14 protein-coding genes and 1 other annotated feature are annotated in these 13,539 nt (G+C 36.2%); of the genes, 4 read left to right on the top strand and 10 right to left on the bottom strand.

The features are described 5' to 3' along the window. Positions 1-5: 5 nt before the first annotated feature. Entirely contained in the window at positions 6-467 is a 462-nt protein-coding gene (ribH, locus tag ACXVYO_RS21795) for a 6,7-dimethyl-8-ribityllumazine synthase (RefSeq protein ID WP_458468459.1), read from the top strand. A 29-nt stretch (positions 468-496) separates the two neighbouring features. Here ribH and ACXVYO_RS21790 read toward each other — a convergent pair whose 3' ends face one another. The 8 genes from ACXVYO_RS21790 to ACXVYO_RS21755 form a co-directional block, all read right to left on the bottom strand. Then, positions 497-817, bottom strand: a complete 321-nt coding sequence (locus tag ACXVYO_RS21790; protein ID WP_000549787.1) for a hypothetical protein — start codon at positions 815-817, stop codon at positions 497-499. A gap of 181 nt (positions 818-998) precedes the next feature. Beyond that, complete coding sequence (gene bioB / locus ACXVYO_RS21785; RefSeq protein ID WP_000815865.1) at positions 999-1,997, bottom strand: biotin synthase; 999 nt, start codon at positions 1,995-1,997, stop codon at positions 999-1,001. Position 1,998: 1 nt separating this feature from the next. Next, complete coding sequence (bioC, locus tag ACXVYO_RS21780) at positions 1,999-2,808, bottom strand: malonyl-ACP O-methyltransferase BioC (RefSeq protein ID WP_458468458.1); 810 nt, start codon at positions 2,806-2,808, stop codon at positions 1,999-2,001. Beyond that, positions 2,774-3,514 carry an alpha/beta fold hydrolase gene (locus ACXVYO_RS21775; protein WP_458468457.1) on the bottom strand — a complete coding sequence of 247 codons (741 nt, stop codon included), beginning with the start codon at positions 3,512-3,514 and terminating at the stop codon, positions 2,774-2,776. The genes bioC and ACXVYO_RS21775 overlap by 35 nt, the downstream gene beginning before the upstream one ends. Further along, positions 3,511-4,698 carry an 8-amino-7-oxononanoate synthase gene (gene bioF / locus ACXVYO_RS21770; RefSeq protein ID WP_458468456.1) on the bottom strand — a complete coding sequence of 396 codons (1,188 nt, stop codon included), beginning with the start codon at positions 4,696-4,698 and terminating at the stop codon, positions 3,511-3,513. Before bioF ends, ACXVYO_RS21775 begins: the two co-directional genes overlap by 4 nt. Beyond that, positions 4,664-5,392: a dethiobiotin synthase gene (gene bioD, locus ACXVYO_RS21765; RefSeq protein ID WP_458468455.1), complete on the bottom strand. Its 729-nt coding sequence runs from the start codon at positions 5,390-5,392 to the stop codon at positions 4,664-4,666. Before bioD ends, bioF begins: the two co-directional genes overlap by 35 nt. Continuing rightward, positions 5,392-6,780, bottom strand: a complete 1,389-nt coding sequence (gene bioA / locus ACXVYO_RS21760) for an adenosylmethionine--8-amino-7-oxononanoate transaminase (RefSeq protein ID WP_458468454.1) — start codon at positions 6,778-6,780, stop codon at positions 5,392-5,394. The genes bioD and bioA overlap by 1 nt, the downstream gene beginning before the upstream one ends. Before the next feature lie 122 nt (positions 6,781-6,902). Then, the gene (locus ACXVYO_RS21755) at positions 6,903-7,259 is read right to left on the bottom strand and encodes a hypothetical protein (RefSeq protein WP_458468453.1); all 357 of its coding nucleotides are present in this window, start codon (positions 7,257-7,259) and stop codon (positions 6,903-6,905) included. Between the two features lie 142 nt (positions 7,260-7,401). After that, positions 7,402-7,622: a binding site (T-box leader), on the top strand. A 277-nt stretch (positions 7,623-7,899) separates the two neighbouring features. On the opposite strand from ACXVYO_RS21755, the gene nhaC reads away from it, so the two are divergent. Further along, on the top strand, positions 7,900-9,273 hold the full coding sequence (nhaC, locus tag ACXVYO_RS21750; protein WP_458468452.1) for a Na+/H+ antiporter NhaC: 1,374 nt from the start codon (positions 7,900-7,902) through the stop codon (positions 9,271-9,273). A gap of 51 nt (positions 9,274-9,324) precedes the next feature. Here nhaC and cpdB read toward each other — a convergent pair whose 3' ends face one another. After that, the gene (gene cpdB, locus ACXVYO_RS21745; protein WP_458468451.1) at positions 9,325-11,625 is read right to left on the bottom strand and encodes a bifunctional 2',3'-cyclic-nucleotide 2'-phosphodiesterase/3'-nucleotidase; all 2,301 of its coding nucleotides are present in this window, start codon (positions 11,623-11,625) and stop codon (positions 9,325-9,327) included. 357 nt (positions 11,626-11,982) lie between these two features. Between cpdB and ACXVYO_RS21740 the strand changes: the two genes are divergently transcribed. Both ACXVYO_RS21740 and ACXVYO_RS21735 read left to right on the top strand, forming a co-directional pair. Next, entirely contained in the window at positions 11,983-12,762 is a 780-nt protein-coding gene (locus tag ACXVYO_RS21740; RefSeq protein ID WP_458468450.1) for a GDSL-type esterase/lipase family protein, read from the top strand. A 74-nt stretch (positions 12,763-12,836) separates the two neighbouring features. Then, positions 12,837-13,283, top strand: coding sequence for a MarR family winged helix-turn-helix transcriptional regulator (locus ACXVYO_RS21735; RefSeq protein WP_000445817.1), 447 nt, complete (start codon positions 12,837-12,839; stop codon positions 13,281-13,283). A gap of 24 nt (positions 13,284-13,307) precedes the next feature. Here the strand turns inward: ACXVYO_RS21735 and ACXVYO_RS21730 are convergent, their stop codons facing one another. Next, positions 13,308-13,514: a hypothetical protein gene (locus tag ACXVYO_RS21730; RefSeq protein WP_458468449.1), complete on the bottom strand. Its 207-nt coding sequence runs from the start codon at positions 13,512-13,514 to the stop codon at positions 13,308-13,310. Positions 13,515-13,539 lie beyond the last annotated feature (25 nt).

Below are 13,539 nucleotides of genomic sequence, written 5' to 3'. Positions count from 1 at the left end.
TCATTATGGTATTCGAAGGTCATTTAGTTGGTACAGGATTAAAAGTTGGAGTTGTTGTTGGACGTTTTAATGAATTTATTACAAGTAAGTTACTTGGCGGAGCTTTAGACGGATTAAAGCGCCACGGTGTAGAAGAAAACAATATCGATGTTGCTTGGGTTCCTGGCGCATTTGAAATTCCTTTAATCGCTAAAAAGATGGCTAGTAGCGGAAAGTATGATGCTGTTATTACTTTAGGCACTGTAATTCGCGGTGCTACAACACATTACGATTACGTTTGTAATGAAGTAGCAAAAGGAGTTGCATCTTTATCACTACAAACAGACATCCCAGTTATTTTCGGTGTATTAACGACTGAAACAATCGAGCAAGCGATTGAACGCGCGGGCACGAAAGCTGGTAATAAAGGCTATGAATCCGCCGTTGCTGCGATTGAAATGGCTCATTTATCAAAACAATGGGCATAAAAAAATAAAAAGAGGCTGCGGCCTCTTTTTTATTTTTTCACTTTTTTCCGTACATCTTTTATTAATTCATCCATTGTTTTTCCTTCTGTTTGTATACGAAGCGTTTGTGCTGTTCTCCATACATTCTCTCTTTTCTTCGCTTCTTCTATAATAGTAATTTCTTTTCGCACTTCCTTTAAATCTTTCCCTTCTGTTTTCAATCCAAAATGTTCAGCTTTCGTTCGAAAATGTTGTTCAATTCGTTGTTGCATTTCTTTTTGTTCAGGATTTTCGGCGGCCTTAACTGGATCAGTACTTATTGCTTTTAGCAAAATTAGACAAGTCATAATCGCTAATATATATTTGTGCATGTAAAATCCTCCAACCCAATATAAATTACATATTTACTATGTACAATTGGGGCTTGGAAAATTCGTCCACCAAAATTCTTTTTTTCGCTCAAAAACCAATAATATCAAGCATTCACAACTATTTATTACATTTTATTTACAAAAAAAGCAAACTTTTTTACAAGTTTGCTTTTTATCTATCTTATAATGCACATTCTTCAATCTCAAACCCTAAATCTTCAATCATACCCCAGTCTGCGGTTGGCTCTTGTCCAGCTGTCGTTAAATAATCCCCGACAAAGATAGAGTTTGCTGCAAATAAACCGATTGGTTGCACAGAGCGTAAATTGATTTCACGTCCTCCTGAAATGCGAATTTCTTTCGTCGGGTTTACAAAACGCATCATTGCCAGCACTTTTAAACATTCTACCGGCGTTAATTCTTTTTGTCCTTCAAGCGGCGTCCCCTTTACAGCAACAAGGAAATTACATGGAATTGAATCTGCATCTATACGTTGTAATTCAAATGCAATTTCAGCACGTTCTTCTATTGTCTCTCCCATTCCAAAAATCGCCCCAGAGCATGGTGAAATACCCGCTTGTTTCGCTTTTTGAACTGTATCAACACGATCGTCATACGTATGAGTGGAGCAAATACTTTCGTAATTATTCGCATGTGTATTTAAGTTGTGGTTATAACGATGTACACCCGCTTCCGCTAAACGTCCTGCTTGATCTTCGTTTAAGAAACCTAAACAACAACAAATCTTCAAATCTGTCGTTTCACGAATCTCCTTAACAGCTCCAATTACGTGATTCACCTCTTTATCCGTCGGACGACGACCAGATGCTACAATACAATATGTACCCGCTTTACGGCGAATTGCTTCGTGTGCCCCTTCTACAATCTTTTCCTGCGTTAGCCATGCATATTTATCAATTGGCGCCTCTGAAATGATAGACTGTGAACAATATCCGCAATCTTCAGGACATAATCCAGATTTCGTATTAATAATCATATTTAATTTTACTTTCTTACCAAAGTGATGATGGCGAATGATGTAAGCAGCATTCATAATTTCTAACACTTCTGTCTCATCAGCTTCTAATATCGCTATTGCATCCTCCTTCGTAATCATTTTCTCTTCTACTACGTCATATGCAAGTTTTTTCCAATCCCTTTTTGTTTGTACTTGTTTCATTTCATCTCTTCCCCTCTTTTGTTATATGCATAAATAAAGCGTGATACGTCGCCATTATCCCTTCATTTTCCGTGAAGTCTCTTTCGTATATGCGAAGCATCGCACGAAAGAGTGAGGGACTTTGACAATAGGATTCTTCATTACTATTAGTCGCTCCTATTTTTCGAATAGAGTGTAGAAACTCCCTAACGTCTGTAAATCTCTCTATGTAACATGTTTCAGAAACATGCACATCCCCTGTTTCTATTTCACATATATGGCGCAACTGATTTTTCGAATAAAAACGTTGCCCAATCGATGTTTCATTTTCTATATTTTTTTCTTCTTTCGCCCGCTGGAACGAAGTATGCAATTCTTGAAATGTTTCATGCCCAAACGTTGAAAAGAGTAATATCCCATCTATAGACAAATGATGAAATAAATTTCTTATCACTTGTTTTAAATCATTTAGCCATTGAAATGTGGCATTCGAAATAATGACATCATACGTTTCTTCTAGTCGTAATCTTTCGATATCCTCACAGTAAAACATTACATTTTTTACATTGTGTCTAGTTTTCGCAACCTCAATCATACTTTCAGCAAAATCAATGGCTGTAATATGCGCTTTTGGAAATAAGCTTGATAATTGCTCTGTAACATATCCTGTCCCGCATCCAAGTTCTAAAATACGTATCGTTGAATTTGCACTATATCGCCGCTTCAAAGTAGAGAGTAATGAATGTGCCATCTTTTTTTGTACATTTGCATATTGATCGTAGGATACAGCTGCCACGTTAAACCGTTTTTGTAGTAACGTTTTGTTGATCATTTCGTATCCCCTCTACAAATCGAATTATCTCATTTCCGCAATATTCAAAATTCGTTACACATAATGCGTGTCCAGCCTCACTCGCTACCTTGAGCGTGGCAGTGGCAGTCTCAGCCATACTACACGCTGCAGATAATGGGCATATGACATCCTGCTCTCCGTGAATAAGTAGTATAGGTACTTTAACTTCTTTCAGTTCTTCCCTCATATCTGCTTCTATTAAATACTCCAAACCTAATTGCAAAGACTGAATAGAATCACCTTTAAAGTGTTTTATCATATCTTCAAACCTTTTATTCTCTTTCAGCTCATCTTTTGTAAACATATTTTCATAAAACCGCTTGAGCGTATCTTCTTTCTTTCTCACTACATTCTTTTTTAGCCGTTCTACATGCAAAGCATTCCATCCACTCGTATAGTCGCTCGTATTTGTAAATTTAGCAGTGCCACCAATTAGTACGATACCTTTTGCCTTAACCTTTTTATGAGCTTGAACTGCCGCTAATGCTCCTAGTGACCATCCAACTAAAATCACATTTTCATCTTTTGCTACATCTATTATTCGCCCCGCAAATTCACTTTGTTCTTTCACATTACGCCAATTGATACATTGAACAGAATATCCTTTAAAATACGGCAGAACTAAAGTCCAAACACCTTCTTCCATTCCCCACCCAGGAATAAAAATAATCTTTAGCTCTTTCATACTAAAAACCCCTCTTCTTTACCAATGCGTATAATATGCTGAATAGCCCAGTTCAAGTCAGCTATTGTATGTTGGGACGTAACTGCAAAACGGACCCGTGAACTATTCACTGGAACCGTTGGTGGACGAATTGCAATTGCTGCAATACCTACCTCTTGCAACCTTTTACTAAACCGTAAAGCTGCTTCATTTGAACCGACTACAATCGGTACAATATGAGTTGAGCTATTCCCAATATCAAAACCAGCTTCTTGCAAATATGTCCTAAAATATGCTCCATTCTCTATAAGTCTCTCTCTTCTTTCATTATCTTCTTTCACAATTTCAATTGCTTTTTGTACCGCTCCTAATGTTCCTGGCGGTAATGCAGTAGTAAAAATAAAGCTTCTCATCATATTTTGTAAATACTCTATATAAATTGCATCGCCTGTCAAATACGCACCATAACACCCTAAAGCCTTGCTAAACGTCCCCATGTGTATATCAATTTTTTGAGCAACATCTTTTTCTATATGGGACAATCCTGCTCCATTCATTCCATATATTCCACTCGCATGTGCTTCATCAACTATAATCATTGCTCCATATTTCTCTTTTATGTGCACTAACTCTCGTAAATATGCAGTATCACCATCCATACTAAAAACCGTATCCGTTACGATTAATTTCTTCTTTTTGGGCGGTGCTACTTGCAACAGCTTCTCTAAATGATCTAAATCATTATGACGATATCTTTTATGCTCTGCCCCGCTTAATATAATCCCATCAACGATGCTTGCGTGATTTAATTTGTCACTAAACACAATATCGTGACGACAGGCTAATGAAGAAATCACTCCAACATTTGCCGTATATCCACTATTTACAACTAAGGCTTTTTCAGTACCTTTCCAATTGCATATACTTCTCTCAGTCTCTTCATACAGCGAATAATTTCCTACAACAAGCCTTGATGCTGTCGCCCCAGTCCCATATTTTCTTGTGCATGCTATAGCAGCTTCTTTTAACCTCTCATCTCCAGCTAACCCTAAATAATTATTTGACGCTAAATTTAGCATCCTTTTTTCATCTCGAATAAGCCATGTCTCTTCTGCTTGTTCTGTTACATGCAAATTGCGATACTGCCCTTGCTCATTTAATTGTTGCAATTTAGATTGAAGATGTGTGCGCCACGTTTGATCCATTTCGGATGAACTCCTCTAATTTTGAAATCATTATACACTCTTTTGCAGATTCCAAGACTTCTTCTTTTGTAAATGCACCTTCAAAGAATGGTAATAAACCTAAAACCGGTACCCCACTTAGTTCTTCAATCATTTCTTTATTTTCTTGTACTCTTTCCATTTCACATTCTTTGCAGCCGGATAAAATTACACCTGCTACTGTTAAGCCCTGTGCCTTTGCATAAGCAATCGTTAAAACGGTATGATTTACTGTTCCTAATGTAGGACGTGCTACTACAATAAGAGGAAGCTGTAATTCTTTTGCGAAATCAATTACTAAAGCATCTTCTGTGTACGGAACGGCCAGTCCGCCTGCTCCTTCTACAAGTAGACTATTAAACTCTTTCAATCGTTCATTATAGTGATCCATAATGTCTTTTACATGTACTACTCTTCCAGCTCTTTTCATGGCAAGTCTCGGAGCAAGCGGTTCTTCAATAGAATAAGGACAAATTTCATCTTCTTTTGTCGGTACACCCGATAATGCTTTTAGCCTTGCTGCATCTCCCTCTGGATTTGATGCAAAGTGTCCACTTTGCAACGGTTTGTATACCCCTATGTTATATCCCAATTCTCTAAATACACCTGCTAATGCACCTGCAACTACAGTTTTCCCCACTTCAGTATCCGTTGCTGTTACAAAAAAACCACTCATTATTCTCCCTCCGTAACATCCGAGATTGCTTTATACAAAATACGTAACATATCATCAATCTCATCCATTGTAGAAGCAAGAGGAGGCATAAATACAATCGTATTACCGAGTGGTCGCAATATCATGCCCAGATCTCTTGAGCGTTTACATACTTGAACACCGACTCTCTCTGTCCATTCAAACGCTTCTTTCGTTTCCTTATTCTTCACAAGTTCAATTCCAACCATTAACCCGCACTGACGAATATCCCCTACATGTTTATATGCAAAGAGCTCTTCCAATTGCGTCGCCACATATTCTGTCTTACGTGCCACTTCTTCTATTAAATTTGTTTTCTCGTATAGTTCTAGATTCGCAATTGCTACCGCACACCCTAGCGGATTCCCTGTATAACTATGACCGTGGAAAAACGTTTTTTGTTCTTCATAGTCACCTAAAAAGGCATTATAAATTTCATCTGTCGTTACGGTGATTGCAACTGGTAAATATCCGCCCGTTAAACCTTTTCCGGCTGTTAAAATGTCCGGCGTTACATTTTCATGTTCACATGCAAACATTTTCCCGGTACGCCCAAATCCAGTCGCTACCTCATCTGTAATAAGTAAAACATTATATTTTGTACATAAATTACGTAGCCCTTTTAAGTATCCTTTTGGCATTGTAATCATACCGCCAGCACCTTGCATTAAAGGTTCTACAATAAGCGCCGCAATTTCTTCATGTTTATCTTTCAGCAACTCTTCCATTTCTTCTAAATGTTTTTTTACAATTTCCTCCTTATTATTTCCATAAGGAGAACGATATGTATATGGATAAGGCATTTTAATTGCTTCAAATAAAAGTGAACTATACACTTGGTGAAACAAGTCTATTGCTCCTACTGAAACGGCTCCAATTGTATCACCGTGATACGCTTCTTTTAATGTAACAAATCTTTGTTTCTTCGGTTTTCCTTTATGCTGCCAATATTGAAAAGCCATCTTAATTGCAATTTCAACGGCACTAGAACCAGAGTCTGAATAAAATACTTTCTTCAAACCTTCTGGTACAACTTCAATTATTTTTTCTGCTAATAAAATAGATGGAACGTTAGCAAGTCCTAGCATCGTAGAATGGGAAATTTTATTTAATTGCTCACGAATTGCTTTATCTAATTCTGGTACTTGATGTCCGTGAACATTTAACCAAATAGATGAAACACCGTCCCAATATTCATTTCCATTTACATCGTATAGCTTTCTCCCCTCTCCACGTTCAATAATGATAGGATCTTCTTCTAAATAATCTTTCATTTGTGTAAACGGATGCCATACATAAGCTTTATTTTTCTCCGATAATTCTTCATATGTATAAGACGATTTTTCAGTCATATTACTATTAACAGTCACAATTGCCACCCCTAATGTTAACTAGTTTATAAATATAGTTAACATTAAATTTAAATGACTGTCAATTATTTTTAAATCAAATAGTTCTTAAAAAAGAACAACTTATCATACGATAAGTTGTTCTACTTTCCGTGTTGTATCTTTCCGATTTCCAAAATAATCTCTTCATCTTTTTTTCCTTCTGTATCAATTCCAAGTTGTTTTGCATGTTCAATCAATAAATCATGGCGTTTCTCAAATCTTGCGGTATTTACTTCTTTCGTAACCTCTTCTTTTGTTTTCCCTTCAGTAGAAACTCCTAGTTTCTCAGCTGCTTTTTCCATCGACTTCTTCTCTTCCGTTTCTTTCACTTTCTTCACTTCTGACTGCTGTATTTGCTTTTGCTTCACCTGTTCTGATTCAGCTGCAAAAGCTGTGTAAATTCCAGCACTTCCGCCAATGACTAATAAGGTGGTAAAAAGAATTATTTTTTTCTTCACTCTTTCCTCCCCTTTCAAATTCATTATAACGCACAAATTTAGAACATTAAAAACATTTAACCTTTATTTCCCTAAAAAAATATTGCACATTTTTATTGACATATAAGATAAAAATGTGATAAAAATTTAACTAACATCATATGAATCGGCATTGATAGGATTTAGTAGTATTTCGATTTCTGATTTCAGAGAGCTGGTGGTCGGTGCGAACCAGTACAGAGCGAATTATGAATTACCCCCTGGAGCTTCTTTTGCGAAACGTAAGGAGTAGTGAAAGACGGTTATAGACCGTTATATCTAAAGAGTGGTGAAACGAAACTGTTTCACAATTTAGGGTGGTACCGCGAATTTTTCGTCCCTGCATATATTGCAGGGGCGTTTTTATTTTATTAGCGCATATCATACGACCCTTTATTTTGTGATACATTCATTTCACAAGCTAGGGTGGTACCGCGATTTCTTCGTCCCTGCATAATTATATGCAGGGACGTTTTTTTATCCAATCATTTCCGTATCATATTGAAGGATCAACAATTACCGGTAATTTGTCACAAAATTCTAAATTTTAGAAGGAAATATACAATATTGGCGAATTTTATATAAAAAAGAGCTATTTTAGATTACTTAGGAGGGAAAAACAATGGTTTCAAAAATTGAATCTGTTCTTTTAACATTATTTATCTTTTTCTGTATTGGCTTTAGTGTTATTCAATTAGAAGTTTCACCACACATCCCAATTTTATTTGGTATCGTTCTTTTATTAGCATTTGGATTTATGAAAAAAATCTCTTGGTCTACTATGGAGAAAGGGATGATCAGTAGTATTTCAGCTGGTATTCCATCTATTTTTATTTTCTTACTTGTGGGCGTATTAATTAGTGTTTGGATCGCTGCTGGAACAATTCCAACTTTAATGGTGTACGGCTTCCAGCTTGTATCTCCTAAAATTTTCATTCCAACTGTTTTCGTTGTTTGTGCAATTGTTGGAACGAGTATCGGTAGTGCCTTTACAACTGCCGCAACTGTAGGACTTGCCTTTATGGGCATGGGTAGTGCTCTCGGATACGATCCGGCTCTAATCGCTGGTGCAATTATTTCTGGTGCATTCTTTGGCGATAAAATGTCTCCTTTATCTGATACAACTAACTTAGCTCCTGCTGTAACGGGGGTAGATTTATTTGAGCATATTCGTAACATGCTTTGGACAACAGTTCCAGCTTTCATTATTGCTTTTATCGCATTTTTCATTTTAGGAAGCGGCACTGGTGGAGAAGTTGACTTCACAAACTTTATTAGCACATTAGAGAAAAACACAACGATTTCTATCGTTACACTTATTCCAATTTTATTACTGTTTTTATTCGCATTTAAAAAAGTTCCAGCCGTTCCAACATTGCTTGCAGGAATTGTGGTAGGAATTATTATTCTCTTTATCTTTACACCTAGCACTTCTTTAGCTGATTTAATGAAAATTATGCAAGACGGCTACGTTTCTAAAACTGGTATTAAAGACATTGATAGCTTACTATCTCGCGGTGGTCTACAAAGCATGATGATGTCGATTGCACTTATTTTCCTAGCTCTTTGTATGGGAGGATTATTACAAGGAATGGGTATTATCACGCAGCTAATGAATATTATCTCTAGCTTCGTAAAAAATAGCACACGCTTAATTATTTCTACTGCTTCAACTGCAATTGGTGTAAACTTCTTACTTGGTGAGCAGTACTTATCCATCGTTTTAACAGGACAAGCATTTGCTAAAAAATACGATGAAGTTGGTTTAGAGCGTCGTAATTTATCACGCGTATTAGAAGATGCAGGTACAGTTATTAACCCGCTCGTACCATGGGGGGTAAGTGGTGTATTCTTAACAAACGTCCTTAGCGTTCCAACATTCGATTACCTTCCATACGCAATTTTCTGTTTAGCTTGCCCAGTCTTAACGATTATCGTCGGCTTTACTGGATTTGGCCTTTCATGGAAGAAAGAAAAAGCAGTAACAATTTCATAATATACTAAAAAGGATTACCTGAATCGGTAATCCTTTTTTTATATTTCTCGACTATCTATTTGCTTTCTTTCTTCTAAATAACAGAAGTAATCCCGCTCCAACAAACGCCAAGCCTGCTCCAATTGTAGAAGCAACACTTGTACCTGTTTTCGGTAAATCACGTTCTTCTTTATTTTCACTTACAGTTGTTGTTTCTTTTGCATTTTGATTATCCGTTGTAGTTTGTCCAGATCCTGCATTATTTCCTTCATCTGTTGGCGGTGTCGCTGGGTTTTCTCCATTATTTCCTTCACCTGTTGGTGGTGGCGTTGGATTTCCTCCATTATTTCCTTCACCTGTTGGTGGTGTTGTTGGATTCTCTCCACCAGTTTCCTTATCATCATCGTTCTTCTTCGTTATATCAATTGCATATTTAGCAAATTCATTTTCAGATGGTCCAACATATGATATTTTCCCATCTTTCTTTATATACTTTTGTGCATTTGGTGAAGAATCGAATGTTGTATTTAATTTATCTGCAACAATTGGTTTAAACGTCCAATTTTTATCTGCTGCTGGATCAATAACTGGTGTTTCTTGCATATACTTCACAATGATTTGACGAGTTTCATCTTGTGATTGGTATACAACTTCCCCTTTACTTACACCCGGGAACGTTTGGCTACTTCCACGATAGTTATTTGTAGCAACGATGAACTCTTGATTGTCAGCTACTGGCTTACCTTCATATGTCATATTTATAATACGATTCGTATTTGCATTTACAACTTTTCCATCTTTATCGTATTTCGCTGGTTGTGTTACATCAATTTCGTATTTTAAGCCATCTAAAATATCGAAGTTATATGTAGGATAGCCTATATTTACTAATGGTTGTTCTTCTGTTTTCTTTGGATCGATTTGATTAAACTGACCTGCAGACATTTCAAGCCATTCTTTCACTTGTGCCCCATTTACTTTTACAGCATATAACGTATTTGGATATACATATAAATCTGCCACGTTTTTAATTGCTAACGTTCCAGCTGGAATATCCGTATAGTATGTAGCACCGTTTCGGCCACCTGCTTTAAATGGTGCGCCTGCAGATAAAACTGGAATTCCTTTATATTTGCTGTACTGTCCATTTTCAGCAAATAACTTTTCTACATACCATTTTTGTGCATTTGTTACAAGTTGTACAGAAGGATCATCTTGTACTAATGAGAAATAACTATTAATTGGTGCTGTCGTTTTTCCTACAGCTGTATTCACATAATCAATTGTCGCTTGATGATCATCTTTAATTTCATTAACTAATTTTTCATCAGATTTTACTAATGGGTTCCCTTTACTATCAGCAATTGGACGAAGTTGCGGCTTTGATTGCTCTTTTTGTACTTCCCATTTTCCGTTTACCTTTTTCAATTGCATGTCAATCATACCTAAGTTACTTCCAAAGACACCAGGCATTACGACCGGAACACCATTAAATACATCCTTCACTTCAGTATGTGAATGTCCCATTAATACTGCATCTACATCAGGAACTTCTGTTAAATAATACGAAGCGTTTTCCATGCCAACGTTGTATCCACTCTTATCAACACCAGAATGCGCTAGTGCAACGATAACATCTGCACCTTCTGCTTTCATTTTTGGCACCATTTTCTTCGCTGTTTCAACTATATCTTTTGCTTTCACTTTTCCTTCTAAATTCGCTTTATCCCAGTTCATAACTTGAGGTGGAACAAATCCCATTACGCCAATTTTCACTTTTTGTTTTTGACCTGATTCATCTTCTACTTCTTTTTCAAAAACATGATATGGTTTAAAGTAATTTTGATCGTTCTCTTCATTATTATCTTTATCATCTTTATAGACGTTCGAGTTAATAACCGGGAACTCTGTTTTACTAATTACTTTGTTTAAATAGTCTAAACCGTAGTTAAATTCATGATTCCCAAGAGAGATGACGTCATACTTCATTAAATTCATTAAACGATATAATGGATGTGTATAACTAGGATCCACAGGCTTCTTCGGATCATTTATTTTATTCGCTACATAATCTCCAAGCGGTGTCCCTTGTAATGCATCCCCATCATCAAATAGGACAGAGTTCTTCGCTTCTTCACGTGCTTTATTAACAAGTGTTGCAGTTTGTACAAGACCTACTTTATTATCTGTTTTCGTTTGATAATAATCGTAATTCATTAAGTTAACGTGAATATCTGATGTTTCTAGAATTCGTAAGTTAACCGTACTCTCCCCATTGTTCTCATCCGCATGAGCTGTTGTTGGCAATACTTGCGGTGCTATTACACCGATAGCAAGAGTTGCTCCAGCTAGCATTTTTTTTGACTTTTTCACAAAAAATCCCCCTTATACAATTACCAAAGAATAATGAAATGAATCTGTCTCTAATCACATACCTTTTTTCTTCTATTAGAGATTTGATTTTCATTTCACCCTGCGCTAATGAGTCGTCCCCTTAAACGCCCGATTGGTGAGATTTTACTTATCGGGAAATACAGCCCTACTAATTAAAATTTCACCTTATCTGACATAATCATATATAATGTACTTTCATATCGTCAATATTTTTTGACATACTTCTACAAATTTTCTGTAAAGTTATTGTAAACTTTTCATAAACATATAATATGCCCTTACATTGTTAATACTGCTGAATATGATACAATTACCAATTACAAGGAGGATGAATTTATGAAAAAAGTCATCTTAACAATTGTTTGTCTCCTCCTTCTAATCATTTCTTATTCTTATTTTGAAAAGAACGATGAGACAAAACAAAATGAACCTGAAGAAAAAACAGAAAAAACATCTACTCCAAGTTGGATTGATAAACAAACAAACGAGTCCTTTTATCATCTCGTACTAGGTGATTCACTTGCCAAAGGATATGGATCGACACAAGGGGGATTTGCTGAATTAGCTTCTAGACAAATAGAAGCACAAATTCATAAACCAATTACCGTAGAAAATCTTGGGATAAACGGTCTTACAACAGATCGTCTCGCTAAAAAAGTTCAATCAGAAGATGTAAAGCAAAAGATTAGAGCAGCAAATATCATTACGATTAATATTGGAGGAAATAATTTATTTCGCTTAAATCGTGATGTCGGTGTTATAGACGGTATTAAAATGTTAAATAAAGAAAAAGCTCATTTTGAAGCGGATATAAAAACCATTGTAAAGACAGTTCGCGATCAAAACCCGGACGCTTTACTCATTCTCTCAGAGCTCTATAACCCGTTACAACTCGATGACTCCATCGCCAGTTATGCAGATATGTTTTTAGATGGCTGGAATGAATCCGTTTATTCCATTTCAAAAGCAAATCAACCATCTATCGTTTTGCCAGTTCGTAAATTAATATCGAATGATAAAAAAGAGTTATTATTTGACCAAGTACACCCAAATGATAACGGCTATACTATTATTGCTAATGCGTTTACAAAGCAAGTGTTATCCTACAAATATTAAAGCGGTCATGAAACAATTCTATTTTTATACCCTGTCTTTTTTGTTACAATGATAGTGTGGAAGGGGGCCTTTATATGGAATCACGCGAGTGGGAACGTATTGTTGACCATCTTCTTTCGCTAGTGCCTCTTTTTTATCGCAAATTTATGCTTCCTGGAGAATTTTCTTCTCAAAGACATATGCCGCCATCACATACACAAGTATTGCTGCTTCTGCATGAAAATGGCACATTAGCAGTTTCCGAAATCGGTAAGCGGCTAGCGATTTCACGGCCTAACATGACACCTCTATTAAACAAACTGATTCAAGAAGAATTGATAGAGCGTCATTATAGCGAAAAAGATCGACGGGTCATTTTAATTTCCCTAACAGCTGAAGGGAAATTGTTAGTAAATCAGTATCAACAATTCATTTTAGACAAATTAAAAGAAAATTTCCAAACATTATCTGAGGAAGAACGTGAAAAACTCATTCACTCTCTTCAAACCATTCAAAATTTAATTTTGAAAACAAACGCATAAAGCTGCTTCTAACTAGAAGCAGCTTTATGATTCGTAATAATTACCGTAGTATACATTTGAATACGGCCATGTCGTTAAATATGGTTTTTGTTCTTGCGTAGATTGTTGTAGTGGTATTTGTGGTAATTGCTGAAATTGTTGCTGCTGATACACTCCAAATTGCTGTCTCATATCATTTACCGGATAATAATTTACATATGGGTATACTTGCGGTACGTAATAATAATACATTCATTCTCTCCCCCTTTTTCTTAAA

Source organism: Bacillus sp. BC08 (assembly GCF_054326875.1).
Note: the sequence above shows the minus strand (reverse complement) of the source record. Positions and strands in the feature narration are given on the sequence as shown.

Bases quoted from the DNA above. Each gene is read 5' to 3' on its own strand.
- ribH (WP_458468459.1), top strand. From the start codon at position 6: ATGGTATTCGAAGGTCATTTAGTTGGTACAGGATTAAAAGTTGGAGTT.
- ACXVYO_RS21790 (WP_000549787.1), bottom strand. From the start codon at position 817: ATGCACAAATATATATTAGCGATTATGACTTGTCTAATTTTGCTAAAA.
- bioB (WP_000815865.1), bottom strand. From the start codon at position 1,997: ATGAAACAAGTACAAACAAAAAGGGATTGGAAAAAACTTGCATATGAC.
- bioC (WP_458468458.1), bottom strand. From the start codon at position 2,808: ATGATCAACAAAACGTTACTACAAAAACGGTTTAACGTGGCAGCTGTA.
- ACXVYO_RS21775 (WP_458468457.1), bottom strand. From the start codon at position 3,514: ATGAAAGAGCTAAAGATTATTTTTATTCCTGGGTGGGGAATGGAAGAA.
- bioF (WP_458468456.1), bottom strand. From the start codon at position 4,698: ATGGATCAAACGTGGCGCACACATCTTCAATCTAAATTGCAACAATTA.
- bioD (WP_458468455.1), bottom strand. From the start codon at position 5,392: ATGAGTGGTTTTTTTGTAACAGCAACGGATACTGAAGTGGGGAAAACT.
- nhaC (WP_458468452.1), top strand. From the start codon at position 7,900: ATGGTTTCAAAAATTGAATCTGTTCTTTTAACATTATTTATCTTTTTC.
- ACXVYO_RS21740 (WP_458468450.1), top strand. From the start codon at position 11,983: ATGAAAAAAGTCATCTTAACAATTGTTTGTCTCCTCCTTCTAATCATT.
- ACXVYO_RS21735 (WP_000445817.1), top strand. From the start codon at position 12,837: ATGGAATCACGCGAGTGGGAACGTATTGTTGACCATCTTCTTTCGCTA.
- ACXVYO_RS21730 (WP_458468449.1), bottom strand. From the start codon at position 13,514: ATGTATTATTATTACGTACCGCAAGTATACCCATATGTAAATTATTAT.